Here is a 25,391-nt window from a genome sequence, read left to right as displayed (position 1 = left end):
ATGGTCTGCGTATGACGCACACAGTGTGCGTCATATACAGATCTTCTGGAGGGGTTATGAGTACGACGGAACGGGCGGGGCGGAAGGAATGGATCGCGCTCGGCGTGCTCGCGCTGCCGCTGTTGCTGGTCTCGATGGACGTCTCGGTCCTGTACTTCGCGGTTCCGTACATCTCGGGGGACCTCGGGGTGACCGCGACCGAGCAGCTGTGGATCTTCGACATCTACGGGTTTGTGCTGGCCGGGCTGCTGATCACGATGGGGTCGCTCGGCGACCGGATCGGGCGGCGCCGGCTGCTGATCTTCGGTGCGGTCGCGTTCGGGCTCGCCTCGGTCGCGGCGGCGTACGCGCAGAACCCGGAGCAGCTGATCGCGGCCCGGGCGGTGCTGGGGATCGGCGGCGCGACCTTGATGCCGTCGACGCTGGCGCTGATCCGCAACATGTTCCACGACGCCGGTCAGCGGCAGAAGGCGATCGCCTTCTGGAGCGCGGTGATGATGGGCGGGATCTCACTCGGGCCGGTCTTCGGCGGGTTCCTGCTGGAGCACTTCTGGTGGGGTTCGGTCTTCCTCGCGAACACCCCCGCGATGCTTCTGCTGCTGGTCCTCGCGCCGGTGCTGCTGCCGGAGTTCAAGGCGCCGACCGGTGGACGGTTCGACCTTCTCGGCTCGGTGCTGTCGTTGGCCGCCGTACTGCCGATCATCTGGGGGATCAAGGAGTTGGCCGCGCACGGGTTCGCTTCGCTGCCGGTGGTGGCGATCGTGGCCGGGCTGGTGTTCGGGGTGCTGTTCGTGCAGCGGCAGCGGACCGCGGCGTACCCGATGATCGAGCTGGCGATGTTCCGCAACCGGGCCTTCAGTGGGTCGCTGGCGGCGAACACGATCGGCACGCTGGCGCTGGTCGGCAACGCGGTCTTCATGACCCAGTACCTGCAGCTGGTGCAGGGTTTGTCGCCTCTGCGTGCAGCGCTGTGGTCGCTCGCCCCGTCAGTGGTCGTCGGTGGTGCGGCTCCGCTCGCTACCGCGTTGGCCAAGCGGATCGACCGTGCATACGTAACCGGTGGTGCCTTCGTGCTGGGGGCCGGCGGCTTCGTCGTACTGACTCAGGTCCGAGTGGAGTCCTCGCTCGCAGTGATCCTGATCGGCGCCGGTCTGCTCGCGGCCGGCCTGGTGATGGTGATGTCGCTGGTCACCGAGGCCATCGTCGGCTCAGTGTCCCCGGAGCGCGCCGGTTCGGCGTCTGCTGTGATGGAGACCTGCAGCGAGTTCGGCGGCGCGCTTGGCATCGCAGTCCTCGGCTCCATCGGTACGGCGGCCTACCGGGCTGACCTGCCCACCAACGCCATCGCCCCTCTCCGTGAAGGCCTCCCCGCAGCCGCGGCCGCAGCCTCACACCTCCCGACCGCCGCAGCCGAGGCGCTGTTGGGGGCGGCCCGGCAAGCCTTCACCCACTCCCTCAACACCATCTCGGTAGTAGGCGCCGTCCTCCTGCTGGCAACCGCAGTCGTCACCACCCTCACTCTCCGCCGTACCGCCACACCCGCTCCCGCTCCCGCCTCTGCCGACGCCGACGCCGCAACCCCTGAGCTAGCCGTCGCCGACCACTAACCTGTCTCGCGCCACCAGTGGTGGCTCGAGACAGGAACTGGGGGCCGGAGACCTCGCACCACAGGTCTCAGGCCCCCGTTGGTCGTCTCCACCCCTGACTGCGGGGCCCAGGCCGCAACTGGTGGCCGGAGACAGGATGTTGGGGCGGGGTCGCCTGTACGGCGGTCAGCGGGGTGGGCGGCGTGGGGGATCGTGCGGCCGACGGTGGTTCTCGACCGTCGGTTCCTGGGACCAGGGGGCCTGGTCCTCGAGAGTGTCGTCGGCGTCGCCGTCGGGCTGACCGCTCCACCACTGGCCGACCGGCGGCTTGCCACTCGCCGGTACTTCGATCGTCGGCTCGTTGAGCGGTTCGTCGGGGTGGTCGGTGCGGTGGGCGCGTTGCTCGGCGATGCTCGTGGTGAGGATCGTCCGCGTCGTACCGGAAGGCTTGTCCGAGGCAGGTGCCGGCTTCTTGGGTTGCGGGCCGCGGGGGCGCGGGCCGCCGGGGCGCGGGCCGCCTGGTTTGCGGCCGCCGACGCCGGGGACACCGGACGGTTTCATCCGCAGGACGAGGAAGACGGCGACCAGCAGGACCGCGGCCAGGAAGCCGAAGCCGAGGCGGGGGATGAGCGGCAGCACGATGCCGCAGCCGCCGCCGATCACCCACGAGAGTTGCAGGACGGTCTCCGAGCGCGCGAAGACCGACGTACGGACAGACTCCGGGACGTCGCGCTGGATCATCGCGTCGAGCGACAGCTTGCCGAGCGAACTGCACGAACCCGCGATCAGGCCGAGCGCGATCAGCAACGGGAACCCGTAGAAGACCGCCACCAGTACGGCGATCGCCGCGTCCGCGAGCAGCACGACCAGTACGACGGCCTCGGGTTTACGGGCCTTGAGCAACGATCCGGCCAGGGTGCCGAGGCTGTTGCCGATACCGGCCGCGGCGACCACCGCACCCGCCGCGACCGTCCCGTTGATCCCGGCGAGCGGCTGGTCGCGGAGCAGGAAGGCCAAGTACATGGTCAGGAATCCGGAGACGAACCGCAGTCCCAGGTTGCACCGGATCCCACGAGCGACCGCTTCGGTGATCGCCTTGCGCCGCATCTCGCGACCCGCCGTACCGGTGACTTCTTCGCCGGCCGGTGAGTCGACCGCGGCCGGCAGCCGGATCGCCAGGATCAGGCCGACCAGGTACACGAGTGCGGCCCAACGCAACGACCACTGCGGACCGATCGCCGCGAACGCACCCGCGATCCCGGCGCCGATCGTCGCACCGGCGACACCGGCCAACGAGATCCGTGAGTTGGCGGTGACGAGGGTGATCTCTTTAGGCAGGAGCCTCGGTACGGCGGATGCCCGGGTGACGCCGTAGGCCTTGGACGCGACCAGACAGCCGAGCGCGGCTGGGTAAAGCCAGACCGAACTGCTGTCGGTGATCGACCCGGCCAGACCCCACACCAGGAACCCGCGGGCGCCGAGCGTCGCACCGATCGCCCACCGCCGGCCGTGCCGGAAGCGGTCCAGGATCGGCCCGATCAGCGGAGCCATCAATGCGAACGGCGCCATCGTCAGTAGTAGGAACAAAGCGACCCGGTCCCGCGCCTGGTCGCTCGGCACGGTGAAGAACACGGTCCCGGCGAGCGATACCGCGAACGCTGTGTCACCGGCTGCGTTCACTGCGCCCAACTCGATCAGTCGCTGCAGGCCCGACTCGCGGGCGCCCTGTGCGCCGGTCAGGCCGCTGATGCGTCGGCCGGTCCAGCGGCCGAACGTGCCGCCGACATTCGCCGTCTTCTTGGAGGCTGCCGCGACTCCGGTCGCCCCGACCTTCGAGGCCCGGCCGAACTTGCGCCCCGCCGTACCGAGTCGCTCCCGTGCCGCGCCGACCCGCTCACCGGCCGACTTCTTGGCGCCGGATGCGCCCGTCGTACTGCGTGGGTTTCCGCTGCCGGGAGGCGCCGAACGGCCGTCTCGGGCGGCACCGGGCGGCGGTGTGCCGGAGGGTGTCGGCCGGGGGTCGGCGGAGTCTGGCGTCTGCATACCTCCATCCTGCCTCCTGTGGGGGACAGACTGCAGTCACGGCGCGTTCGTGAGAGCGCTCCGGGCATGCGAGAATGGGCGACCGTGACTGCCCTCAGAACTCCGGAACCTGTGCGCGCCAAGGCCGACGCGGTCTGTGTCGCGGCGGTTGACCCTGCCCGTGAGGCTGCGATCGACGAGGCCGGCGCCGCGCAGATCGGCGAGTACCTCGGTCACCTGGTCGAGGGTGAGCGCCTCGTCACGCACTATTTCGCCTCCGCGCACCCGGGCTACCGGGGCTGGCGCTGGGCGGTCACGCTGACCCGCGCCTCCCGCGCGAAGACGGTCACCGTCAACGAGGTCGTCATGCTCCCCGGCGACGAGGCGATCGTCGCGCCGGTGTGGGTGCCGTGGTCCGAGCGCGTCCAGCCCGGTGACCTGCGCCCCGGCGACCTGTTCCCGACTCCGGCCGACGACCCGCGCCTGGAGCCCGGCTTCACCGAGACCGGTGCCCCCGAGGACGTCCTCGAGGTCGTCGAGGAGCTCGGCCTCGGCCGGGAGCGCGTCCTGTCGGTCTTCGGTCGCGACGACGCCGCCGAGCGCTGGGCCGCCGGCGACTTCGGCCCGGCCTCCCCGATCGCCCAGGCCGTCCCCTACAAGTGCAACGGCTGCGGCTACTGGATCCGCCTCGGCGACAGCCTCGGCCGCTCCTTCGGCGTCTGCGCCAACGAGATGGCTCCCGGTGAAGGCCGCGTCGTCGCGTTCGACTACGGCTGCGGCGCCCACTCCGACGCGGTCATCGACCTCGCCGAGCCCCCCATCGCCGACCACGCCTTCGACACCACCGGCTACGACTCCATGGAGCTGGCCACCGACGACGAGGCCACCGAAGCCGACGCCGTCCACACCGAGGTCGAAGCCGCCGCCGAGCCCACCTCCGACGACGAGGTCACCGAGACCCCCGAAGCCTGACCCTCGGGTACGCCGTACCCCGGGCCCGCCGACCGAGGTCAGTCGCGGACGGGTTCGCCGGCTTTGATCTTGTTCCAGCGGCGGGTGCAGTACCAGAGACCGATCCAGCCGAGGCCGAAGCCGGCGGCGGCGGCCCAGATCCACCATTCGAGGCCGTCGCGCTCGAGCGTGGAGCGGAAGAAGAGCAGGACCACGAAGGCCACCGCCCACAGGACGATGCCGACGATGACGGTGGGGATGCCGGACAGATCGAGGGGTTTCACCTCGGCGTGGACCAGCTCACCGCGGGCCAGCTGGCTGGTGGGGTCGGTGCGCTTCTTGGGCGCGGGCTGCTCCTCCGTCACGGGACCACCATAGTCGTACCTCCCGAAGAGGTTGCCGTTAGTGCTCGCACCGGAGTGGTTGAACCTGGCACCATGCCGTCATGAGCTCGTCCCAGGCCGCAACGGCCCGCTCCGGATCGAATCCCTTCGACTCGTTCTTCAAGATCACCCAACGGGGGTCCACGCTCGGCCGCGAGGTTCGCGGCGGGCTCGTCACGTTCTTCACGATGGCCTACATCGTGGTCCTGAACCCTCTCATCATCGGCTCGGCCAAGGACGGCAGCGGTCAGCTCATCGGTGGTGGGCTGGACTCGGGTGCCGCGATCGCGAAGGTGGCGGTCACGACCGCGCTGGTGGCGGGGGTCGTGACGATCCTGATGGGCCTGGTGGCGAACTTCCCACTGGCCCTGGCGACCGGGCTCGGCCTGAACGCGTTCATCGCGTTCAGTGTGGCGAGCAAGATGACGTGGGCCGACGCGATGGGCCTGGTGGTGCTGGAGGGCCTGATCATCCTGGTCCTGGTGCTGACTGGCTTCCGGAAGGCCGTCTTCGAGGCGGTGCCGGTGCAGCTGAAGGTCGCGATCAGTGTCGGCATCGGCCTGTTCATCGCCTTCATCGGCGTCGTCGACGCAGGCTTTGTACGGCGTACCGACGCCCCCGGCGCGCCTCCCGTCGAACTAGGTGTCGGCGGCAACCTTCGCGGCTGGCCGGTCGTGGTCTTCGTGGTCGGCCTGATCCTGATCATCACGCTGTACGCGCGCAAGGTGAAGGGCGCGATCCTGATCGGCATCATCGCCGCGACGATCCTGGCGATCGTGGTCGAGGCGATCGCGAAGGTCGGCGGCCGGACGGCGGACAATCCCGGCGGCTGGGGCCTGAACGTCCCGAAGTTCCCCGATCAGCTCTTCACCACACCGAACTTCGACCTGGTCGGCGAGTTCAACCTGTTCGGCTCGTTCAAGGCGGTCGGCGTCATCTCGGCCCTGCTGCTGATCTTCACGCTGATGCTGGCCGACTTCTTCGACACCATGGGCACGATGACCGCGATCGGCGCCGAGGCCGGCCTGCTCGACAAGGACGGCAACCCGCCGAACGCGCAGCGCATCCTGATCGTCGACAGCGTCGCCGCGGCCGCCGGTGGTGCCGCCTCGGTCTCGAGCAACACGTCGTACATCGAATCCGCGTCCGGCGTCGGTGAAGGCGCCCGGACCGGCCTGGCCAGCGTGGTGACCGGGATCTGCTTCCTGATCTCGATGGTGGTCGCGCCGCTGGTCACCCTGGTCCCGTACGAGGCGGCGACTCCGGCCCTGATCCTGGTCGGGTTCCTGATGATGACCCAGGTGAAGGGCATCGACTTCGACGACATCGAGGTCGCGTTCCCGGCGTTCCTGACCATCATCCTGATGCCGTTCACATACTCGATCTCGGCCGGTATCGGCGCCGGCTTCGTCTCGTTCGCGATCCTCAAGACGGTCCGCGGCAAGGCCCGCCAGGTACACCCACTGATGTGGGTCGTGAGCGCCCTGTTCGTGATCTACTTCGCGATCGGCCCGCTCACCGACTGGCTCACCAAGTAGCTCCGATCAGTTGTTGCCGAAGGCACGCAGAAACGTCTGTACGGCGTTCTGCGTGACCTCGGCCAATTCCGCCGCAGGCACCTCGCGGCTCCCGAGTCGCGACCGCGTCTCCAGCGGGGCGGTCAACAGCGCGCCGAACTGCTCAGCCGCGACCGCGGGGTCGGTCAGCCGCAGATGCCCGGCGAGCGCGAGCCGGGCGAACCTGTCGGCCAGCGCCTCGTTCACCTTGTCGGCCGCGCGCTCGCGGACGATGTCCTGCAGGTCCGGAAGGTTCTGAACCTCGGCCTGCAGCAGCCGTCGGCAGGCGCGCGACCGCTCGTCGCAGTAGCACTCGGCCAGCCGCAGCCCGACCTTGCCCAGGACATCGGCGAGATCGTCCGGGCCGGCCGGCAGCCGCAGCAGATCCACTGCGGCGAGATTCCGCGCGAACGCGTCTTCGGCGAGCGCGGCGATCGTCGCGCGGAACAGGCTCTCCTTGTCGCCGAAGTGGTTGTAGATCGTGTGCTTGGCGACCCCCGCCGCCGTGGCGACGGCGTCCACGCTCGCCGGCCGGTACCCCTCCTGTGCGAACACGGTGAAGGCCGCCTCGAGGATCGCCTGCCGCTTGTCGATCCGTCCCCTGGTCGCCGTCACCCGATCAGCCTAGCGATGAACTGCTCGGTACGTTAAATTGCACTGACCAGTGCAATCGATGCGAGGAGAAGCTAGATGTTCGTCAATGTGCTGCGCTTCCGGTTCAAGGAGGGTGTGTCGGACGAGGAGCAGGCCGAGGTGCTCGCGGCGATGCGTCGTACCGCGTCGCTGGAGTCGTCCGCGTTCGGCGTCGTCGGCGCGGACCTGGGGGATCCGGCCGAGGGATTCACGCACGCCTATCTGTCCGCGATCCCGGACCTCGAGGCGTTCCGGCGCTACACCTGGGATCCCGTGCACCTGGCCGGCGACGAGCTGATCCTGGACAAGATCGAGACGATGCGTGCGGTCCGGTTCAGCGATGACGACCCGGCGATCAGTCAGGCCATGTACGCCGAGGTCGCGGCGAAGCAGGAGCGGTATCCGGAGTGGTCGAGGCGTGTCGCCGAGCTATTCGGTGAATAGCCGATCGCGGAGCGCCAGATAGGAGGCCCGAGCTGTGAAGAGATCTCGCAGCTCGGTGCTGACGTTGTCCAGAAACTCTTCCCGGTACGACGAGTCAGTGAGCAGCGCGATCGAGTAGTAGAGCCCGGTGAAGTTGGCGATGCCGATCGCAACCTTCACCAGGCTCGCGGTCAGCAGGAGTTTGTGACCGAGCAGGCCGGGGCTCACTGACCACGAGCCGGGCTCGATGCCCCACTTCGAGTAGATGTCGGCGCTGATCGAGAGCATGCCGAAGGCAATGAAGAACAGTCCGACGCCGGTGCTCACGACCAGGGCCTGCACCCACTGCCGGATGACCAGGTTGACGCTCAGGTTCAGCCGCTGCACTCGTCGTAGCGGCGGATCCGACTTCACGTCGTCCTCGATCGCGTCCAGCTCCTTCGGCAACCGCACCATCAGGAACAGCGTGCTGAGCAACGTGAACGCGAGCACCGACAGCACGATGAACACCACCGGCATCCCGGCGAACACCTGCCACATCTCGGTGTTGATGAACAGCACCAGCGAGAACACCAGCAGCAACGGCAGTGCCCGGACCAGGCTGGCCAGCGAATTCCCCAGTTCGCCGACGATCCGCCGTACGCTCCAGTAGAGCGTTGCGATCAGGCCGTAGCCGACGACGACGTACACGGCGCCGACGAGCAACAAGTTGCCGATGGCAATGCCGAGGAACTGGTGCCACTGCTTCTCGGGGACCAGCGGCAGCAGCGCCGGCAGCAGCACGAAGACGGCCAGCTCGGGCAGCCCGAAGCGGGTCGGCAGCGACCAGAACGGCCGTCGGCGGTAGAGGTTCAGCAGCCCGAACGCGCCGACCAGGATGATCAGGCCGGCGGCTGCGCCCAGGACGTTCTGCCACCAGTGCCACTTCAGCGAGGTGGCGCCGAGCATCTCGACCAGGAACACCAGCGTCAGCAGTGGCGCGGCCCGGTTGAAGATGTCGTGCGTCGGCGAGAAGTCCTCGATGAACAGCGGCAGCCCGGCCCGCCGGAACCGCTGCTCGTACCGGACCAGCTCCCGAGGAGTACCCATGCGACCGCACTCTAGCGCCTCGGGAATACCGCCAGGTGAAACGCCGTTATCGTTAGCAAAGGTAATGAGTTAAGGTAAAGGTATGCCGGAAGTCGTAGCGCAGCAGGTGAAGAGTGACGTGGGGCTCGTGAGTGCCCTGCGGTCGTCGACGTTGCGCCTGTCGCGACAGATCCGGCGGCAGCGGGAGCCCGGTCACGACCTGACCGCGAACCAGCTCGGCGTGCTCGGTGCGCTGAGCAAGCACGAGCTGATGACGATCGGCGAGCTGGCCGCGCACGAGCAGGTCAAGCCGCCGTCGATGACGCGGATCGTCTCGAACATGGAGGAGGCGGGCCTGGTGGTCCGCCGCCCGCACCCGACCGACAAGCGGCAGGTGACCGTCGAGCTGACCGGCAAGGCCGACGAGCTGATCCTTGCCAACCGCAAGCGCCGCGACGAGTGGCTGCACGCGAAGCTCAAGCAACTGACCCCTGAGGAGCGCGACATCCTGCGTAAGGCAGCACCTGTTCTCGAACGGCTGGCGGCCAAGTGAGCCCCACCTTCCACGCTTTCCGAGTCCGGAACTTCCGGCTGTACGCCACCGGTGCGATCGTCTCGAACGTCGGCACCTGGATGCAGCGGGTCGCCCAGGACTGGCTGGTCCTGGAGCTCACCCACTCCGGTACGGCGCTCGGTATCGTCACCGGCCTGCAGTTCGCCCCCGCTCTCCTGATCGGCCCGTACGCCGGTCTGGTCGCCGACCGCTTCCCGAAGCGCTCGCTGCTCCAGATCACCCAGGTCTGGATGGCGATCGCTGCGCTCACCCTCGGCATCCTGACCGTCACCGGCCTGGTCCAGCCGTGGCACGTCTTCGTGATCGCCTTCCTCTTCGGGATCGGTACGGCGTTCGACGCCCCGGCCCGCCAGTCGTTCGTGGTCGAGATGGTAGGCCGTGACGACCTGTCCAACGCGGTCGGGCTGAACTCGGCCTCCTTCAACGCAGCCCGCCTGATCGGCCCCGGTCTGGCCGGCCTGCTGATCCACTGGATCGGCACCGGCCCGGTCATCATCGTCAACGGCCTGAGCTACGCCGCGGTGATCCTGTCCCTGCGCCTGATGCGCGGGTCCGAGCTGCACACCCCCAAGGTCGCGGCGCGCGACAAGGGGATGATCCGCGACGGTATGCGCTACCTGTGGCGCCGGCCGGATCTGATGATGGTCCTGGTGACCGTCGCCTTCGCCGGCATGTTCGGGCTGAACTTCCAGCTCACGTCGGCCCTGATGGCGACCGAAGCCTTCCACAAGGGCGCGGGGGAGTACGGCATCCTCGGCTCGATCCTCGCGATCGGCTCCCTGGCCGGCGCGCTGCTGGCCGCCCGCCGGGTGCGGATCCGCGCCCGGATGGTGATCGGTGCGGCGATCGCGTTCGGTGTGCTCGAGGTCGTCAGCGCGATCATGCCGACGTACCTGACCTTCGCGCTGGTGCTGCCGCTGGTCGGCCTCGCCTCGCTGACCATGCTGACCACGGCGAACGCGACCATGCAGCTCAGCATCGAGCCGACCATGCGCGGCCGGGTGATGGCGCTCTACATGACGGTCCTGATGGGCGGTACGACGATCGGTTCGCCGCTGATCGGTTTCGTCGGGCAGGAGCTCGGCGCTCGCTACTCGCTGATCGTCGGTGGCGGCCTGACCGTCCTCGGGGCGATCGGCTCGGTGCTGTACTTCTCGCACCGCCGCGGCCTCTCGATCCGTCCCCGGCTGCTGCCCCGCCCGCGCCTCGAGATCCTCCCGCAGACGGAGCTTCTGGCCGACAAGGCCGTGGTCGACGTACCGGTGAAAGAAGAGTCCGGCCCGCGCGTCGCCTAGGGCTGGATGCGGGTCAGAAGGCGCGCGGCGAAGAACAGCGCGTCGGTCTCACCCTCGACCGCGGTCCGCACCGCTGACGGGTCGTGTTTCGGCCGCGGCCGGTCGAGCGGCATCCGCGCCGTACTGACCCGGACAAAACCAGCGTGCCGGCCTGCGCGCGGCCGCCATTCGACGTCGACGATGTCCATCAGCGACACCGACCGCGGATTGCCGTCCGACTTCTTCCGCCGGGACGCCGACCGCGGGTACGCGAACATCAGCAGCCCGTTCGCAACCGCGACAGTGGCGTCCTTCCCCTCCATCGCATCAGCCGCCAGCGGTGGCGCGACCAGCCAAGTCGACGCGGCCGTCTCCGGTATGGCGCGGCGCGCGCGGGCGATCCGGATCTCGGATGCGAGCTGCTCGGCAGCAGCCAGATCCGCGACGTCGAAATGGTAGATCGACGCATACGATCCGCCGCTGACGCTCAGCAGCGGATCCGCATGCTCGCGCAGGTCAAGCCGCAGGTCGGTCGACACCCGTACGCCGCTCAACGCCTCGACCGGGATCACCCGTTCGCCCAGCGGGCCGTCGTACCGGACCCTGATCGTGCCGGTGCCGTCCCACTCGAGCACGCCGTGGTTGGTCTGCAGTCGCATACTCACCAGTTGATCAGGGATAGCAGTTTGGCGCCGAAGAACAGCACGTCGCTCTCGTCGACCGCTGAGGTCAGCAGCGTCTCCGGGTCGTCGGCAGGCTTCGGTCGCTCCGCGGGCGTCCGCGTGGTGGTCAGCCGCAGGTATCCGGCGTGGCGCAGCGACTGAGGTGCCCACTCGACGTTCCGCAGCTCCGCGAGCGGCAACCGCCACGGATCGCCGTACGACTTCTTCGCTTGGGTGGCGGCGAAGCCGTAGTCGAGGACGAGGTCGGTGCCGTCGAGCTCAGCCTTGACGCCCTGGAACTTGATCTTGGCCGGTGCGGGCGGTGGCTCGATCAGCCAGCGCTCGGCCGGTCCGGGAGGCAGTTGGTGCAGGGCGATCGACGTACGGATCTCTTGTGCGTAGTAGTCGGCGAGCAGCCACTGCTTGTTGTCGAAGTCGAGCCGGTACGGGTCGAGCAGCTCGTCGAGCTGGCCACCGGCGACGGTCAGCAGCGGGTCGGCGCGGTCTCGGAGCAGCAGCCGGATCGTCGGATCCTCGGTGCCACCGGGCAGCACCAGATCGACCCCGGTGAGGGCCTCGACCGGGACGGTCCGCTGCCCGAGCTTCTTCAGGATCAGATACGTCAGCGTGCTCTTCTGCCTGATCCACGAGCCCTCGTACCGGAGCTGGATCGTGCCCAGCCCGTCCCAGACCATGGTCGCGTTCCGCCCGCGCAGTTCGTCGCCGCTCAACCCCTCCACAAGCCACCATCCTGTCGCTTTTGAGGGTCAGACACATAATGGGGTGTGACTCATTACGATCTCGTCGTCATCGGCACCGGCTCCGGCAACTCGATCGTGAACCACCGGTTCGCGGACTGGAAGGTGGCGATCGTCGAGCGCGGCGTCTTCGGCGGCACCTGCCTGAACAAGGGCTGCATCCCGACCAAGATGTTCGTCCACACCGCGGACGTGGCCGCGACCCCGGCCGGCAGCGCCCGGTACGGCATCGACGAGGAACTGACCGGCGTCCGCTGGCCGGACGTCCGGGACCGCATCTTCGGCCGGATCGACCCGATCGCCGCGGCCGGTTCGGAGTACCGGCATCACAACCCGGAGAACGCCAACGTCACCGTGTACGACGGCACCGGGCGCTTCACCGGCGTCAAGGAGCTGACCGTCGAAGGTAACGAGGGCACCACCAGCGTCGTCACCGCCGACCGCTTCGTGCTCGCCTCCGGCAGCCGCCCGGTCGTCCCACCGATCGTGGGCCTCGAGGAGACCGGCTACCACACGTCCGACACGATCATGCGTCTCGACGAACTGCCCCGCCGGATGGCCATCCTCGGCAGCGGCTTCGTCGCGGCCGAGTTCGCGCACGTCTTCTCGTCGTTCGGTGTCGAGGTCACGCTGATCGCCCGCTCCAAGGTCCTGCTCCGCGGTGAGGACGCCGAGATCGCCGAGCACTTCACCGAGATCGCGCGCGGCAAGTACGACGTACTCCTGCAACACGAGACCATCCGCGCGAACCGGCTTCCGGACGGCTCGATCCAGCTCTGGATGCTCTGCCCCGACGGCAAGGAAGAACTCATCGTCGACGAACTCCTGGTCGCCGTCGGCCGGACCCCGAACGCCGACCTGCTGAACCCCGAGGCCACCGGCGTCGAGGTCGACCGCGACGGTCGCGTGGTCGTCGACGAGTACCAGCAGACCACCGTCGACGGCATCTACGCCCTCGGCGACCTGACCTCCCCGCACCAGCTCAAGCACGTCGCCAACCACGAAGCCCGCGTCGTCAAACACAACCTGCTCGAGCCGGACAACCGCATCAAGTCCGACCACCGCTTCGTCCCGCACGCCGTCTTCAGCTCCCCGCAGATCGCCTCGGTCGGCCTCACCGAGGCCGAAGCCGTCGCGCAGGGGATCGAGTACGTCGTCAGTCGCCAGAAGTACGCCGACATCGCCTACGGCTGGGCCATGGAAGACACCACCGGCTTCGCCAAACTCCTTGCGGACCCGACGACCGGCCAACTGATCGGCGCCCACATCATGGGCCCCCAGGCCCCGACCGTCATCCAGCCCCTCATCCAGGCGATGAGCTTCGGCCTCGGCGCCTACGAGATGGCCCGCGGCCAATACTGGATCCACCCTGCGATGCCCGAACTCATCGAGAACGCCCTCCTCAACCTCCCCCTCAAACGCTAGGCACCATCCGCCCCGCCGCCGGGTCACTCCGTTTCTCTGCCGCGCGCTGCCGGCGCAATGTGAGGGGATCTCCGTCGAGGTTGCCCCTTCTCCCCTGAATTTTTGGGCTCTTCTGACCCATTCGTGGGTGGTGCGGCGTACCGGTCTCTTCCTCGTGTGGTGGGCCAGTTGACCAGTGTGCGGGTGGGCTGGCTGGGCGTTGTTCCAGCGTTGGCAGTAGGTGACCTGCGTGCAGTTGTTGGGGGTATGGACAGGAAATGGGGGCTCATAGCTTGTTCAAGGTCCCCGCGGGGGGTGCGCGCCCCCGGGTTGTATCCGGTGCTCGGGTGCCGGACCTGTGCCACCGTCTAACCTCTCGTGCGGCGACTCGTGCAGGTGATGCTGAGCGTGAACTGTCCGAGCCGCGCAGAGTTAGACGGTGCTGGCGGTCCGCCCCCGGCAACCCCACGCCCTTCCCGCCGCATCCCTCCGCCCCGGGCGAGCAGGGTGGGTTCAGTCGCCGTACGGAACCAGCGGTCCGACGTCGAGTGGAAGGAGATTGCCGCCGGAAATCGATGTCCAGCAGCACAGTCCGTGCAGTCGGCGACATACTCCCCCCACTCGCCGACCACATCGCCCAAGACCCTGCGATCGGACGGCAACCCGCGGTCCGACAACGCGCGAACCCATCCACACCTACCTCACAAGAGCCAAATTTGAGAGGAGCAGAAGGGGCACATTGAGGGGATCTCCGTCGAGGTTGCTGGTTCTCCCCTCAATTTTCGAGGGGAGAAGGGGCAAGTTGAGGGGATCTCCGTTCAAATTGCCCCGGGGCGCATCGGAGCGGATCCGCGACGTACCGCTAGACGCGGAAGGCGGAGATCACCCTGCCGACGTCGTCCAGGGCGTCGAGGTCGGGGAGGCTGATCATCACCTCGGACACGCCAGCTTCGGCGAGTTCGCGGAAGCGGCCGATCTGGTCGTCGACGGCGCCGGCGTTGACGGCCGCTGCGTACTTGGCAGGGTTCTGGTTACGTGGGCGGAGTCGCTCCACTGCGGCGTCGTCGCCGATCAGCGTGGTCGACAGGTGAGTGATCTCCACCGGCCGATCCGTCAGTGAGCGCAGGTACGCCGCTCGCTCGCGAACGACCGCGATATCACCGAACACATTCACCGCGTCCGCGTACTTAGATGCCAACCGCAACGTTCTCCGGCCGCTCCCGCCAACCAGCAAAGGCAATGGCGACTGCAGCGGCCGTGGATAGCAAGTCGTGTCCGGTACGTCGAGCACCCGGCCGTGGAACGGTTTGTTGCCTGGTCCCCACAACACCGGCAACAACTGCAGCGCATCTTCCAGCAACGCATACCGATCACCAACCGACGGAAACGGCCATCCGTAAGCCTTGTGCTCGGCCTCGAACCACGCCAGCCCGACACCGCACACGGCACGTCCACCACTCAGTACGTCGAGAGTTGCGGCGATCTTCCCCAGGTGAGCCACGTTCCGATACGTGATCCCGGAGACCAACGTCCCGAGCCGCACCCGCGTCGTACAGGCGGCCAGGTAGCCGAGGGTCGTCCAGCTCTCCAGGAAGTCGTCCCATGCACGCCCAACCTGAGGTATCTGCCGGAAATGATCCATCACGTAGATCGCGTCGAACCCAACAGCTTCCGCCCGCCCAGCCACCTCGCGAACCCACGCACCCAACCCGGCCCGCCCACCCGGGTAACTGCTCAACTGCAAACCGAACCGCAAGCCAACGGGCGCCGCAGCCTGCCGGTCCACCGCCAGCGAGGCATCGACAAAAGCCTCCGGTACGACGCGCACCGCGGTCGGCTGCAGGATGTCGTCGTACCCCTCCTCGGGTAACTCGCCACGAGCCGTACCCCAAGCGCGAAGCTGCCCGGTCAGCACGTCGGCCGGAATCCGCTTGGGCCGCAGCCGGTTCCGACGACGACACTCGGCCGCCGGCGTATCGAAACCCACTGCCACACAAGGCATTCCAGCCTCGCGGGCCAGTTGCAGCCACCTCGACCGCCGCGCGCGATCGAGGCCGAGTGTGTCGATCACCGTCGTCAACCGCCGCCCGATCCGCTGCTCGACCACCGTCTCCAGCAGCGCGAACGCATCCGCACTCGCGGCCAGATCGTCCTCCCCGGCTCCCACCAGCGCCCGCAGCCGATCACTCGACACCACGAGGTCCGGCGCGAACCGCTCGGCCGCCCACGTCGACTTCCCCGCCGCACCCGGGCCGACCAGGATCACTACACACGGCGACGGCAGCCGGCGTACGTCCGATGTCATGGCCTCATGCAACCACCGACCGCCAGGCAGCGTCTCCACCTTCCGACAACTCATTCCTCGTGAAGCCCGGACACCGCCTGCCCCGCTCGCCGAGTTTGCCGTCCCGGAACGAGATCTGGGGAGGATTCACCCCCCGGATCGGTCCAATATCCTCCCCACACCGGCTGGACGCCGACCCGCATCCTCCCCGAACCGGTTTGGGGAGGATGCGTGCGCCACAGGCAGCCGAGTGGCGCTTTAAGCTGGGCGGATGCGATTGTTCGTGGCCGTCGTGCCACCCATCGAAGTTGTGGAGGATCTGAACGAGTTCGTCGCACCGCGGCGGGAACATCCGGATGACGACATCCGATGGTCCGCGGGCGAACACTGGCACATCACCCTGGCGTTCCTGGGCGAGGTGCCGGACTGGAAGAGCGATGAGTTGAGTGAGCGGCTGGAGGCGGTCGCCAAGCGGCAGACGCCGTCTCCGTTGCGCCTCAGAGGAGCCGGCGCGTTTCCCGGCGTACCGGAGGCCCGGGTTTTGTATACCGGCGTCCAGGACGAGACCGACTCGCTGAAGCAGTTGGCGAAGACGACGCGGGCAGCGGCGAACAAGGCCGGGATCGAGGTCGACGGGCGGAAGTTCGTGCCGCACCTCACACTCGCGCGGCTGCGCCGGCCGATCGACGTCACACGCTGGGTGCGGGTGTTCGATACCTACAGTGGCCCCGAGTGGACGGCGGGGAGTCTGCAGCTGATCGAGTCCCACCTGGGGACCGGTTCTGCGTCGTACGCCACAGTGGGCGAATGGGAGTTCTTAGGTTAACCTCAGGAAGGTTAGCCACCCCTAACGTAGGGAAAGAATTCTGCCATGCTCGCGAATTATCTGATCGGCCTGCGTGAGGGCCTCGAGGCGTCGCTGGTCGTCAGCATCCTCGCCACCTTCCTGGTCAAGTCAGGACATCGCGACCGGCTGAAACTGGTCTGGATCGGAGTCGGCGCGGCCCTGGCCGTGGCAGCCGCCGCGTGGGGGTTGCTGCAGTTCGTGACCGCGCTGACCGCGAGGTCCTTCACCACCCAGGAGACCGTCGGCGGGGTGATGTCGATCCTCGCGGTCGGCTTCGTCACCTGGATGATCTTCTGGATGCGCAAGGCGTCGCGCAGTATCGCCCGGGAGCTTCGCGAGCGGATGGACACCGCGCTCGCGATCGGTTCCCGGGCGGTCGTCATCCTGGCCTTCCTCGCGGTCTTCCGCGAGAGCATCGAGACCGCCTTCATCGTGTACGCGTCGGCCGCCACCGCGACCACCGCCGTACCGTTCGTCGGCGTGCTGCTCGGGCTGGCGACGGCCGTCGTGCTGGGCGTGCTGATCTACCGCGGAGCGGTGAAGATCAACCTGGCGGTCTTCTTCAAGTGGACCGGCGCGGTCCTGGTCCTGGTCGCGGCCGGGATCTTCGCCTACGGCTTCCACGATCTGCAGGAGGCGAACCTCCTGCCAGGCCTGCACCACCTGGCGTTCGACATCTCGCACGTCATCCCGCCGGACAGCTGGTACGGCGTACTCCTCAAGGGCATCTTCAACTTCAACCCGGCCCCGAGCGTCCTGGAGTCGATCGCCTGGCTGCTCTACCTGGCGCCCGTGCTGGTGCTCTACTTCCGTCCGGTTTCCACGCCATCACCTGTTCAGGAGAAGCATGTTCCCGTCCAAGACTCGTAGGGTCGCTGCCGCCGGCGTAGTACTGGGGCTCGCCGCTCTGTCCGCTTGCGCCAAGGATGCCCCGGTCGCGTCCGACGACGGCACCGGCCCGGTCACCGTCAAGGCGACCGACTCCGGATGTGACCTGAGCCGCCGGGACGTGAAGTCCGGGCCGAGCACGTTCTCGGTCTCCAACGGGGGCAGCAAGGTCACCGAGTTCTACGTGTACGCCGATGGTGACCGCGTAATGGGTGAGGTCGAGAACATCGGCCCGGGCCTGAAGCGCGACCTGATCGTCGAGCTCCCGACCGGCAAGTACCAGGCGGTCTGCAAGCCGGGCATGGTCGGAGACGGTATCCGTGGCGACCTGACCGTGGCCGGCGGCGCGCCCGCGCAGGTCGACGAGGACACCCTGCTCAAGCAGGCCACCGAGAGCTACCAGCGCTACGTGAACTCGCAGGCCGTTGCCCTCGAGCAGAAGACCACCGAGTTCGTGACCGCGGTCAAGGCCGGCGATGTGGCCAAGGCCAAGGAGCTGTTCCCGATCTCCCGTACTTACTGGGAGCGGATCGAGCCGGTCGCGGAGTCGTTCGGCGACCTGGACCCGAAGATCGATGCCCGGGTCAACGATGTCGAGCCGGGTACCGAGTGGACCGGGTACCACCGGATCGAGCAGGCGCTGTGGGAGAAGAACACCACAGCCGGGATGGCGAAGTACGCCGACCAGCTGCTCGTCGACGTGAAGACCGTTGTTTCCAAGGCGAAAACCGTCAAGCTGAACCCGCTGCAGCTCGCGAACGGCGCCAAGGAGCTGCTCGACGAAGTTGCCACCGGCAAGATCACCGGTGAGGAGGACCGCTACTCGCACACCGACCTGTGGGACTTCCAGGCCAACGTCGAGGGTTCGCAGGCCGCGATCCAGGCGCTCCGCCCGGCCTTGCAGGCAAGGGATGCGGCGCTTGTCACCGCGCTGGACACCAACTTCAAGGCCGTCTTCGCGGCGGTCGACAAGTACCGCGAGGGCGACGGTTTCAAGTCCTACAACGTGACCGAGGCGGAGAAGAAGGAGCTCGGCCGGGTCGTCGACGGCCTCGCCGAGCCGGTCTCCAAGGTCGCCGGAGTGATTGCGAAGAAATGACCGAAGTCACGCAGCGTAAGGGCATCTCCCGCCGCGGCCTGTTCGGCGCGGCGGGAGCCGCCGTCGCGACCGGAGTCGCCGGGTACGCCGCTCATTCGGTGCTGTCCGGTGCGGAGTCGCAGGCGGCCGATACGAACGGGCCGGTCCAGTTCTACGGACCGCATCAGGCGGGCATCACAACCGCCGTACAGGACCGGTTGCACTTCGCTGCGTTCGATGTGACCACGACCAAGCGCGAGGACGTGATCGCGTTGCTGAAGGAGTGGACGGCCGCGGCTGCGCTGCTGACAGCCGGTCGCGACATCGGCCAGTACGGCGCAGTGAACGGACCGGGTGAGGCTCCGCCTGAGGACACTGGCGAGGCGGTCGGTCTGCCGCCGGCCCGGTTGACGTTGACGATCGGGTTCGGGGCGTCGCTGTTCGACAAGCGGTTCGGCCTTGCTGACAAGCGCCCAGCTGCGTTGGTCGACCTGCCGCACTTCATCGGTGACGACCTCGACCCCAATCGGTCGGGCGGCGACATCGCCGTACAGGCTTGCTCGGACGACCCGCAGGTGGCGGTGCACGCGATCCGCAACCTGGCCCGGATCGGGTTCGGCCGGGTCGCCATCCGCTACTCCCAGCTCGGCTTCGGCCGGACGTCGTCGACGTCGCGCGCGCAGACGACCCCGCGGAACCTGTTCGGGTTCAAGGACGGCACGAACAACCTGAAGTCCGAGGACCCGGCCAAGCTCGAGCAGCACGTCTGGGTCCAGCCCGGCGACGGCGCCGACTGGATGAACGGCGGCTCCTACCTGGTGTCGCGGCGGATCCGGATGAACATCGAGATCTGGGACCGTACGTCGCTCGGTGAGCAGGAGACGATCATCGGCCGGGGTAAGGGCACTGGCGCGCCGCTGGGCAAGGCCGAGGAGTTCGACGCGATCGACTTCAACGCCAAGGGTTCCGACGGTGAGCCGAAGGTACCGGTGGACTCGCATGTGCGGCTCGCGCACCCGCAGTTCAACAACGGTGCTGAGCTGCTGCGGCGTGGGTACAACTTCGTCGACGGCTCGGACGGGCTGGGGCGGTTGGACGCCGGCCTGTTCTTCCTTGCCTACCAACGCGATCCGCGCAAGCAGTTCATCCCGATCCAGAAGCAACTCGCGCGCTCGGACACCATGAACGAGTACATCCACCACGTGGGCTCGGGCATCTTCGCATGTCCCGGTGGTGTCACACCTGGGTCGTACTGGGGCGAGAAGCTCTTCGCCTGAGCCGCCGACTCATTACATTGTCGGTTGTGAGTAATCAGCAGCCCCCGTACGGCCAGCAGCCCCCGTACGGACAACCGCAGCAGCCGTACGGCGGCCAGCCGCAGGGCCAACCGCCGTACGGTCAACCGCAGTACGGGCCGGGGCAGCCGCCGTACGGGCAGCAGAATCCGCAGCAGTACGGCGGCTATCCGCCACCACCGCCGCCCCGGAAAAACCGGACCGGGCTGATCGTCGCTGGCGTGGTCGGTGCGGTCGTGCTGGGACTGCTTGCCGTGGTCGGCATCGTCGCGCTGATCCTGGGGGACGACGACACCGCCGGCGGAAGTGCGCCGGCGGCCAGCCAGCCGTCGAGCGATCCCTCCACCACGCCCAGCGCGGTGAAGCGGGACTGCTACAAGTGCTTCCCCGGCGTGACGATGACTGCCGCGCAGACGGCGGTCAAGGCCAAGGGGTATGCCTGCAAGCCGGACAAGAGCGGCGCGATCGAGTGCCTCAAGGACCACGGTTATCGCGTCATCTCGTTCCGGCCGTCGGTGGGCGACGACGAGCTGGTCGGGACAGTTGGCCTGCTGATGTTCAGCAATGGACCCGGTGACCACCCGCAGGGGAGCCCCCGGACACTCGCCATGATGCACAGTGAGCTGCCAACGGTACTGGCGGTCGTGTTCCCCGATGCGAGCCTGCGGGCGCAGGCGGCGCAATGGTTCCAGGGAAATCTCGCAACCTGCAACCCGAGCAGAAGCACGATCTCCGGCTTCGACGTGATCTGCCAGCGGCCGACGAGGATCAGCGTCACGGGCAAGAAGGGGATCTTCAGTTCCTGGTCCAGCGACGCCAGCATCGAGGGCGCCCGGACGCGGTGATCAGCTGACCGGGGCGCGGGCGCCGATCAGGTTCAGGATGATGCAGGAGAAGACCAGGGTGTTGTCCTGGTTGTAGAGCTCGGTGCGGGTCCGGACCAGGCCGCGGTCCGGCTTGGAGCGGGAGCGGTTGGCCTCGAGGATCTCGGTGGTGAGGCGCAGGATGTCTCCGGGGCGGACCGGCAGATGCCAGCGCAGTTCGTCGACACCGGGGCCGCCGAGGCTCGCCACCTTGGACAGGTATTGGTCGGCGTACAGGCGCATCATCAGCCCGGCCGTGTGCCAGCCGCTGGCGATCAGGCCGTGGTACGGGCCCTCCGAGGCCGCGGCCGGGTCCACGTGGAAGAACTGGGGGTCGAATCGCCGAGCGAACTCGACGATTTCCCCCTGGCCGACCACGACCCGGCCCGGGTGCTCGGTCCGGGTCCCCACCACGTAGTCCTCGAAGTACATGTCTCCAAGATACTGATCAAACAGCTATTTAACCGCGCCCGCTGTCACACCGGCGACAAAGTGGCGCTGGGCAAGCAAAAAGCCGATCACGACCGGGATGCTCACGACGAGAGCGGCCGCCATGATCTGGTTCCAGTAGATGTTGGTCTGGGTCGAGTACTGACGAAGACCGACCGACAGCGTTCGGTTCGCTTCCGTCGTCATCACCGAGGCGAAGAGAACCTCACCCCACGCGGTCATGAACGAGTAGATCGCGACCGCGATCACGCCCGGCCGCGCCGCCGGCAGGACGACCCGCCACAGCGCACCCATCGGGCCGCAGCCGTCCACGAGCGCCGCCTCGTCGAGCTCGCGCGGAATGCTGTCGAAGTACCCGGCCAGCATCCAGATCGAGAACGGCAGGCTGAAGGTCAGGTAGGTGATGATCAGACCGAGCCGCGTCCCGACCAGCTGCAGCCCGAACTGGTTGTTGATGTTCACGAAGATCAGGAACAACGGCAGCAGGAACAGCACGCCGGGGAACATCTGCGTCGACAGCACCGTGGTGGTGAAGACCGTCCGCCCGCGGAACTTGAACCGCGACACCGCGAACGCCGCCAGGATCGCGAGCGCCACCGAGAGCGCCGTCGCGACCACCGAGACGATCGTCGAGTTCACGAAGTACCTTGCCAGCGGCACCGTTTTCCACATGTCGATGAACGGCGCGATGGTGAGGTTCGACGGCCACCAGGTGAAGGCACCCTGGACGTCCTTCAGCGGTTTCAGCGACGACGTGACCATCACGTAGAGCGGGACCGTCACGAACAGGCCGAGCACCACCAGTACGACGGCCCGGTACGCCTTGAAGCCTTTGGTCTCAAGCACGGCGGCTCTTCCTTCCCGTGACGAGGAGATAGATGCCGGTGACAATCATCAGGAAGATCAGCAGCAGCACGGACATCGCGGCACCGGAGCCGAAGTTCCAGGTCAGGAACGACGCGTTGTAGATGTGGAAGGTGATCAGGTCACCGGCCGGCGGCTGCGCCGTACCGAACAGCACGTACGGCGTGTTGAAGTCGCTGAACGTCCACAGGAACAGCACGAGTACCAGCACCAGGTTGACCGGGCGCAACGCGGGCAGCGTGATGTTGCGCCACTGCCTGATGTTGCCCGCACCGTCCACCGCGGCCGCTTCGTACTGATCGCGCGGAATGCTCTGCAGCCCGGCCATCAAGGTCAGGAAGGCGAACGTCCACAGCTTCCAGGTGGCGACCGTGATCAGTGAGATCAGGGCGTTGCCGCCGATCAGCCAGAACGGCTTGCCGTCGGTCAGGTGCAACTGCGTCAGCACGTGGTTCACGGCGCCGGTGTCGCGCTGGAGCATGAAGTTCCAGGTGAGGATCCCGGCGTACGCCGGAAGCGCGTAGGGGACCAGGAACAGCGTGCGGATCAGCGCCCGGCCGCGGAACGTCGGCTGCAGCGCGACCGCGGCCGCCATCCCGAGCACCCAGGACAGCCCGAGCGTGACGAGCGAGAAGACGAGCGTGACGCCGAACGACTTCAGCAGGCCTTCACCGACCGCGTTGTCGAAGTCGAGCGCGACCTTGTAGTTGTTCAGCCCGGCGCTCGGAGCGGCCGACCAGTTCGCGATGAAGAACTTGGTCAGCTTGACGAAACTCATCCAGATCCCGACCACCATCGGCAGGATGTGGATGATGAGCTCCATCACGACCGCCGGCGCCACCAGCGCGTAGGGCAGCCAGCGCTTCAGGCCGGGACGGTGTTCGGGCGCGGACTTGCGAGCCGGCGGCGTCACCGCCGCCGGCTTCGCTTCGTGGGTGGCGACCGACATCAGTTGCCTGCGGCCACTTGGTCCTCGGCGGTCTGGAGCGCGGCCTTCACCTCGTCGGCGCTGACCGTCCCGCCGGTGGCGATCTTGGCGAACAGGCTGTTCATCGCCTTCCCGACCGTGCTCTCGAACTGGTCCTCGGCCGGTACCAGCGGCAGCGGCTTGGACTTGGTGTTGTAGATGTCCTGGAACGTCGCGGCCTCGGTCGCGTCGGTGGTGAACACCGGCTTGGCGTCCTTGAGTACCGGCAGCGAGGAGAACGGCTTACCCAATGTGGTCTGGGTCTGCGCGTCCGTCATGTACATGACGAACTTCAGCGCCGCGTCCTTGTGCTTGGTGTTCTTGAACACCGACAGGTTGATCCCGGCCACGTGGCTGGCCACCTGCTCGCCCCCGGCGGGCGCGGGGAACGGTACGACGCCGTACTCGTCGGCCTTCATGCCGTTGGCAACGATCGAGGAGTCGGCGTTGTTCTGGTTGATGACCATCGCGACCTTCTTGTTCGCGAAGTCGTTCACCGACTTGGTGCCGTTGTCGTACTGGGCGTTGGACGGGTTCGCGACCTTGTCCTTCTGCATCAGGTCGAGGTACCGCAGCACGCCCTGGACGTTGCCGTCACCGGTGAAGGTCGGCTTGCCGTCGGCGTCGAACCAGTCGGCCTTGTTCTGCGCAGCGTTGATGAACGCGAAGTGCACGTTCTCGGTGTAGCTGCCGGCTGCCAACGCCATGCCCCACTGGTTCTTCGCAGGGTTGGTCAGCTTCTGCGCAGCAGCGACCATCTCTTCCCACGTCTTCGGCGGTTGCACCTTCGCGGCCGCGAACATCGCCTTGTTGTAGTACAGGCCGTAGGCCAGACCGTAGAGCGGGACCGAGGTGACGTCCTCGCCTGCCTTGCCGCCGGTCGCCAGAGCCGTCGGCACGAACTTGTCCTTGCCCCCGATCGCGGTCATCGCGTCGTTGTCGAACGGCAGGAACGCCTTGGTCGCCTGCAACGAGGCCGCCCAGGTGTTGCCGATGTTGACGACGTCCGGCGCCTGGCCGGAGGTGATCGCGGTTTGGATCCGCGTCTGCAGGTCGTTCCAGCCGATCACCTCGAGGTTGACCTTGATCCCGGTGTCCTTGGTGAACTGCTCCAGGACCGGGGTCAGAACCTGCTTGTCGTTGTCCAGGCTGGTGCCCTGGTTGCTGGCCCAGTAGGTCAGCGTCTGGTCTCCACCCGAACCTCCGTCGGAGCCGGAATCGCCGCCTCCACAGGCGGCCAGGCTGACTCCCAGAGCGGTCGCCGCTACCGCGGCTACAAGCGAACGCAGTCTCACGTCGGACTCCTCGTCCTCGTGCGGTGATGATGTGGGCCCATAGTGGCCTAACCGGTTAAGTTCCGGAACCCTAACCGGTTCAGTTGGGTGATCTTCGTTACTGCCTCGTGACGTGATCGCCACTGACGGCAAGGGTGCACTTGCCCAGAGTAGTCAGATGGGCGCGGGGCCCGACGAAGTACGCACCCGGAGCAGGCCGGGAGGCGCCTCGAGGTGGAGTTGCTGCTGACCAGCCGCCAGGCGGAGCAGCAGGTCGGCGGCCGCGCGGCCGCGCTCCATCGTCTGCTGGTCGACGGCGGTGATGCCGGGGCCGGCCAGTTCGCACAGCGGCGAGTCGTCCCACGCGAGGATCGAAACCTCACCCGGTACGTCGATGCCGAGCTCCGCCGTCACGCGGAGAGCGGCCACCGCCATCAGGTCGTTGCCCAGTACGACGGCGGTCGGGCGGTCCGGCCCGGTGAGCAGTCGCCGGGTGTGCTCGGCGCCGTCCTCGTAGCGGTAATTGCCTTCGACGTGACGAACCGCGATACCCCGGCGTTCGGCGTACCGGCGCAGGAGCTGGACGCGGAGCTGTTCGTGAATGAAGTGGAACGGGCCGCTGACGTGGGCGATGTCGCGGTGCCCGAGCTCGGCGAGGTGGTCGAGCAGGAGCGTCACGGTCTCCTCCGGCCGGCTGATCAGGCGGCCGACGCCGTCGTCCGGGGCGTTCGAACTGACCACGACGCACGGCACGCCGAGCTCCCGCAGCAACGGGATCCGCGGGTCGTTCTCGTGCTCGTCGAACAGCACGAACCCGTCGACCCGGCCCTGCCGCGACCAGCGCCGCAGTACGTCGAGGTCTTCGCCGTTCTCGCCGGTGAGGCGCAGCAGGAGCGACGAGTCGACCTCGTTCAGGTACTGCTCGATGCCGACCAGAGTGCGCATGTAGAACGCCTCGGTCGAGATCAGCGTGGGATCGCGGGCGATCACGATGCCGATCGTGCGAGTCCGGCTGGCCGACAGCGCGACGGCGGCCGAGTTCGGGTGGAAGCCGAGCTCCTCGGCCAGGTCGAGCACCCGCTGCCGGGTCTCCTCGCTGACTCCGGCGCGGCCGTTCAGTGCGTAGGAGACCGAGGCTTTGGAGATCTGCAGTTGGCGCGCGAGGTCGCTGATCGTGACTCGGTGCCCACGCCGCGCAGCATCGGCCGGACCGTCGGCGTCGCCGTCAGTCAAGGATCCGGTCGTCATGCATTCCCACTCCGCATGGTCGGGAGAGTAGCAGCGCCG

At 67.5% G+C, this 25,391-nt stretch carries 24 protein-coding genes; 12 read left to right on the top strand and 12 right to left on the bottom strand.

Annotated elements, in window-relative coordinates:
• Nucleotides 1–56: 56 nt before the first annotated feature.
• A complete protein-coding gene (locus ACFVWG_RS30990; protein WP_391546984.1) occupies nucleotides 57–1,607 on the top strand; it encodes an MFS transporter in 1,551 nt (516 codons plus the stop codon).
• 165 nt (nucleotides 1,608–1,772) lie between these two features.
• On the opposite strand, the gene ACFVWG_RS30985 is transcribed toward ACFVWG_RS30990, so the two are convergent.
• Nucleotides 1,773–3,629, bottom strand: a complete 1,857-nt coding sequence (locus tag ACFVWG_RS30985; protein WP_391546983.1) for an MFS transporter — start codon at nucleotides 3,627–3,629, stop codon at nucleotides 1,773–1,775.
• Nucleotides 3,630–3,695: 66 nt separating this feature from the next.
• On the opposite strand from ACFVWG_RS30985, the gene ACFVWG_RS30980 reads away from it, so the two are divergent.
• The gene (locus ACFVWG_RS30980) at nucleotides 3,696–4,580 is read left to right on the top strand and encodes a DUF3027 domain-containing protein (protein WP_391546982.1); all 885 of its coding nucleotides are present in this window, start codon (nucleotides 3,696–3,698) and stop codon (nucleotides 4,578–4,580) included.
• A gap of 38 nt (nucleotides 4,581–4,618) precedes the next feature.
• Here the strand turns inward: ACFVWG_RS30980 and ACFVWG_RS30975 are convergent, their stop codons facing one another.
• Nucleotides 4,619–4,924 (bottom strand): DUF2530 domain-containing protein, encoded by a 306-nt coding sequence (locus ACFVWG_RS30975; protein ID WP_391546981.1) that lies wholly within the window; start codon nucleotides 4,922–4,924, stop codon nucleotides 4,619–4,621.
• An 80-nt stretch (nucleotides 4,925–5,004) separates the two neighbouring features.
• Here ACFVWG_RS30975 and ACFVWG_RS30970 point away from each other — a divergent pair, with 80 nt between their 5' ends.
• Complete coding sequence (locus ACFVWG_RS30970; protein WP_391546980.1) at nucleotides 5,005–6,480, top strand: NCS2 family permease; 1,476 nt, start codon at nucleotides 5,005–5,007, stop codon at nucleotides 6,478–6,480.
• Nucleotides 6,481–6,486: 6 nt separating this feature from the next.
• Here the strand turns inward: ACFVWG_RS30970 and ACFVWG_RS30965 are convergent, their stop codons facing one another.
• Entirely contained in the window at nucleotides 6,487–7,113 is a 627-nt protein-coding gene (locus tag ACFVWG_RS30965) for a TetR/AcrR family transcriptional regulator (RefSeq protein WP_391546979.1), read from the bottom strand.
• Between the two features lie 75 nt (nucleotides 7,114–7,188).
• Between ACFVWG_RS30965 and ACFVWG_RS30960 the strand changes: the two genes are divergently transcribed.
• Nucleotides 7,189–7,575: a Dabb family protein gene (locus ACFVWG_RS30960; RefSeq protein ID WP_391546978.1), complete on the top strand. Its 387-nt coding sequence runs from the start codon at nucleotides 7,189–7,191 to the stop codon at nucleotides 7,573–7,575.
• Here ACFVWG_RS30960 and ACFVWG_RS30955 read toward each other — a convergent pair.
• Nucleotides 7,561–8,643, bottom strand: coding sequence for a hypothetical protein (locus tag ACFVWG_RS30955; protein WP_391546977.1), 1,083 nt, complete (start codon nucleotides 8,641–8,643; stop codon nucleotides 7,561–7,563). The two genes, ACFVWG_RS30960 and ACFVWG_RS30955, sit on opposite strands and share 15 nt — an antisense overlap.
• A gap of 82 nt (nucleotides 8,644–8,725) precedes the next feature.
• On the opposite strand from ACFVWG_RS30955, the gene ACFVWG_RS30950 reads away from it, so the two are divergent.
• Together ACFVWG_RS30950 and ACFVWG_RS30945 are read left to right on the top strand one after the other, a co-directional pair.
• On the top strand, nucleotides 8,726–9,175 hold the full coding sequence (locus tag ACFVWG_RS30950) for a MarR family winged helix-turn-helix transcriptional regulator (protein WP_132405525.1): 450 nt from the start codon (nucleotides 8,726–8,728) through the stop codon (nucleotides 9,173–9,175).
• Nucleotides 9,172–10,491, top strand: coding sequence for an MFS transporter (locus ACFVWG_RS30945; protein ID WP_391546976.1), 1,320 nt, complete (start codon nucleotides 9,172–9,174; stop codon nucleotides 10,489–10,491). Before ACFVWG_RS30950 ends, ACFVWG_RS30945 begins: the two co-directional genes overlap by 4 nt.
• Here the strand turns inward: ACFVWG_RS30945 and ACFVWG_RS30940 are convergent.
• Both ACFVWG_RS30940 and ACFVWG_RS30935 read right to left on the bottom strand, forming a co-directional pair.
• Nucleotides 10,488–11,129, bottom strand: coding sequence for a DUF4429 domain-containing protein (locus tag ACFVWG_RS30940; protein ID WP_391546975.1), 642 nt, complete (start codon nucleotides 11,127–11,129; stop codon nucleotides 10,488–10,490). The two genes, ACFVWG_RS30945 and ACFVWG_RS30940, sit on opposite strands and share 4 nt — an antisense overlap.
• A gap of 2 nt (nucleotides 11,130–11,131) precedes the next feature.
• The gene (locus ACFVWG_RS30935) at nucleotides 11,132–11,872 is read right to left on the bottom strand and encodes a DUF4429 domain-containing protein (protein ID WP_391546974.1); all 741 of its coding nucleotides are present in this window, start codon (nucleotides 11,870–11,872) and stop codon (nucleotides 11,132–11,134) included.
• 45 nt (nucleotides 11,873–11,917) lie between these two features.
• Here ACFVWG_RS30935 and ACFVWG_RS30930 point away from each other — a divergent pair, with 45 nt between their 5' ends.
• Entirely contained in the window at nucleotides 11,918–13,315 is a 1,398-nt protein-coding gene (locus tag ACFVWG_RS30930) for a mycothione reductase (protein ID WP_391546973.1), read from the top strand.
• Between the two features lie 841 nt (nucleotides 13,316–14,156).
• Here the strand turns inward: ACFVWG_RS30930 and ACFVWG_RS30925 are convergent.
• On the bottom strand, nucleotides 14,157–15,599 hold the full coding sequence (locus ACFVWG_RS30925; RefSeq protein WP_391546972.1) for an LLM class flavin-dependent oxidoreductase: 1,443 nt from the start codon (nucleotides 15,597–15,599) through the stop codon (nucleotides 14,157–14,159).
• Nucleotides 15,600–15,849: 250 nt separating this feature from the next.
• Between ACFVWG_RS30925 and thpR the strand changes: the two genes are divergently transcribed.
• Genes thpR through ACFVWG_RS30900 form a run of 5 tightly spaced genes read left to right on the top strand, consistent with a single transcriptional unit; the run spans nucleotide 15,850 to nucleotide 20,531 of the window.
• Complete coding sequence (thpR, locus tag ACFVWG_RS30920) at nucleotides 15,850–16,404, top strand: RNA 2',3'-cyclic phosphodiesterase (protein WP_391546971.1); 555 nt, start codon at nucleotides 15,850–15,852, stop codon at nucleotides 16,402–16,404.
• Nucleotides 16,405–16,449: 45 nt separating this feature from the next.
• Entirely contained in the window at nucleotides 16,450–17,295 is an 846-nt protein-coding gene (gene efeU, locus ACFVWG_RS30915; RefSeq protein WP_391546970.1) for an iron uptake transporter permease EfeU, read from the top strand.
• Nucleotides 17,273–18,412 (top strand): iron uptake system protein EfeO, encoded by a 1,140-nt coding sequence (gene efeO, locus ACFVWG_RS30910; protein WP_391546969.1) that lies wholly within the window; start codon nucleotides 17,273–17,275, stop codon nucleotides 18,410–18,412. The genes efeU and efeO overlap by 23 nt, the downstream gene beginning before the upstream one ends.
• Nucleotides 18,409–19,668 (top strand): iron uptake transporter deferrochelatase/peroxidase subunit, encoded by a 1,260-nt coding sequence (gene efeB, locus ACFVWG_RS30905; RefSeq protein WP_391546968.1) that lies wholly within the window; start codon nucleotides 18,409–18,411, stop codon nucleotides 19,666–19,668. The genes efeO and efeB overlap by 4 nt, the downstream gene beginning before the upstream one ends.
• A gap of 26 nt (nucleotides 19,669–19,694) precedes the next feature.
• Nucleotides 19,695–20,531, top strand: a complete 837-nt coding sequence (locus ACFVWG_RS30900; RefSeq protein ID WP_391546967.1) for a hypothetical protein — start codon at nucleotides 19,695–19,697, stop codon at nucleotides 20,529–20,531.
• On the opposite strand, the gene ACFVWG_RS30895 is transcribed toward ACFVWG_RS30900, so the two are convergent.
• From ACFVWG_RS30895 to ACFVWG_RS30875, 5 genes are all read right to left on the bottom strand, one after another.
• Complete coding sequence (locus ACFVWG_RS30895; protein ID WP_391546966.1) at nucleotides 20,532–20,981, bottom strand: MaoC family dehydratase; 450 nt, start codon at nucleotides 20,979–20,981, stop codon at nucleotides 20,532–20,534.
• A gap of 24 nt (nucleotides 20,982–21,005) precedes the next feature.
• Entirely contained in the window at nucleotides 21,006–21,845 is an 840-nt protein-coding gene (locus ACFVWG_RS30890) for a carbohydrate ABC transporter permease (RefSeq protein ID WP_391546965.1), read from the bottom strand.
• Nucleotides 21,838–22,812, bottom strand: a complete 975-nt coding sequence (locus ACFVWG_RS30885) for a carbohydrate ABC transporter permease (protein WP_391546964.1) — start codon at nucleotides 22,810–22,812, stop codon at nucleotides 21,838–21,840. Before ACFVWG_RS30885 ends, ACFVWG_RS30890 begins: the two co-directional genes overlap by 8 nt.
• Complete coding sequence (locus tag ACFVWG_RS30880) at nucleotides 22,812–24,125, bottom strand: ABC transporter substrate-binding protein (protein ID WP_391546963.1); 1,314 nt, start codon at nucleotides 24,123–24,125, stop codon at nucleotides 22,812–22,814. The genes ACFVWG_RS30885 and ACFVWG_RS30880 overlap by 1 nt, the downstream gene beginning before the upstream one ends.
• 153 nt (nucleotides 24,126–24,278) lie before the next feature.
• Nucleotides 24,279–25,352: a LacI family DNA-binding transcriptional regulator gene (locus ACFVWG_RS30875; protein ID WP_391546962.1), complete on the bottom strand. Its 1,074-nt coding sequence runs from the start codon at nucleotides 25,350–25,352 to the stop codon at nucleotides 24,279–24,281.
• Nucleotides 25,353–25,391 lie beyond the last annotated feature (39 nt).

Source organism: Kribbella sp. NPDC058245, assembly GCF_042882005.1.
Taxonomy (GTDB): Bacteria; Actinomycetota; Actinomycetes; order Propionibacteriales; family Kribbellaceae; genus Kribbella.
Note: the sequence above shows the minus strand (reverse complement) of the source record. Positions and strands in the feature narration are given on the sequence as shown.

Coding starts and splice junctions, on each gene's coding strand:
- ACFVWG_RS30875 (WP_391546962.1), bottom strand. CDS start 25,352: ATGACGACCGGATCCTTGACTGACGGCGACGCCGACGGTCCGGCCGAT.
- efeB (WP_391546968.1), top strand. CDS start 18,409: ATGACCGAAGTCACGCAGCGTAAGGGCATCTCCCGCCGCGGCCTGTTC.
- ACFVWG_RS30940 (WP_391546975.1), bottom strand. CDS start 11,129: ATGCGACTGCAGACCAACCACGGCGTGCTCGAGTGGGACGGCACCGGC.
- ACFVWG_RS30980 (WP_391546982.1), top strand. CDS start 3,696: ATGCGAGAATGGGCGACCGTGACTGCCCTCAGAACTCCGGAACCTGTG.
- ACFVWG_RS30925 (WP_391546972.1), bottom strand. CDS start 15,599: ATGACATCGGACGTACGCCGGCTGCCGTCGCCGTGTGTAGTGATCCTG.
- efeU (WP_391546970.1), top strand. CDS start 16,450: ATGCTCGCGAATTATCTGATCGGCCTGCGTGAGGGCCTCGAGGCGTCG.
- thpR (WP_391546971.1), top strand. CDS start 15,850: ATGCGATTGTTCGTGGCCGTCGTGCCACCCATCGAAGTTGTGGAGGAT.
- efeO (WP_391546969.1), top strand. CDS start 17,273: ATGTTCCCGTCCAAGACTCGTAGGGTCGCTGCCGCCGGCGTAGTACTG.
- ACFVWG_RS30990 (WP_391546984.1), top strand. CDS start 57: ATGAGTACGACGGAACGGGCGGGGCGGAAGGAATGGATCGCGCTCGGC.
- ACFVWG_RS30885 (WP_391546964.1), bottom strand. CDS start 22,812: ATGTCGGTCGCCACCCACGAAGCGAAGCCGGCGGCGGTGACGCCGCCG.
- ACFVWG_RS30895 (WP_391546966.1), bottom strand. CDS start 20,981: ATGTACTTCGAGGACTACGTGGTGGGGACCCGGACCGAGCACCCGGGC.
- ACFVWG_RS30960 (WP_391546978.1), top strand. CDS start 7,189: ATGTTCGTCAATGTGCTGCGCTTCCGGTTCAAGGAGGGTGTGTCGGAC.
- ACFVWG_RS30985 (WP_391546983.1), bottom strand. CDS start 3,629: ATGCAGACGCCAGACTCCGCCGACCCCCGGCCGACACCCTCCGGCACA.
- ACFVWG_RS30970 (WP_391546980.1), top strand. CDS start 5,005: ATGAGCTCGTCCCAGGCCGCAACGGCCCGCTCCGGATCGAATCCCTTC.
- ACFVWG_RS30950 (WP_132405525.1), top strand. CDS start 8,726: ATGCCGGAAGTCGTAGCGCAGCAGGTGAAGAGTGACGTGGGGCTCGTG.
- ACFVWG_RS30955 (WP_391546977.1), bottom strand. CDS start 8,643: ATGGGTACTCCTCGGGAGCTGGTCCGGTACGAGCAGCGGTTCCGGCGG.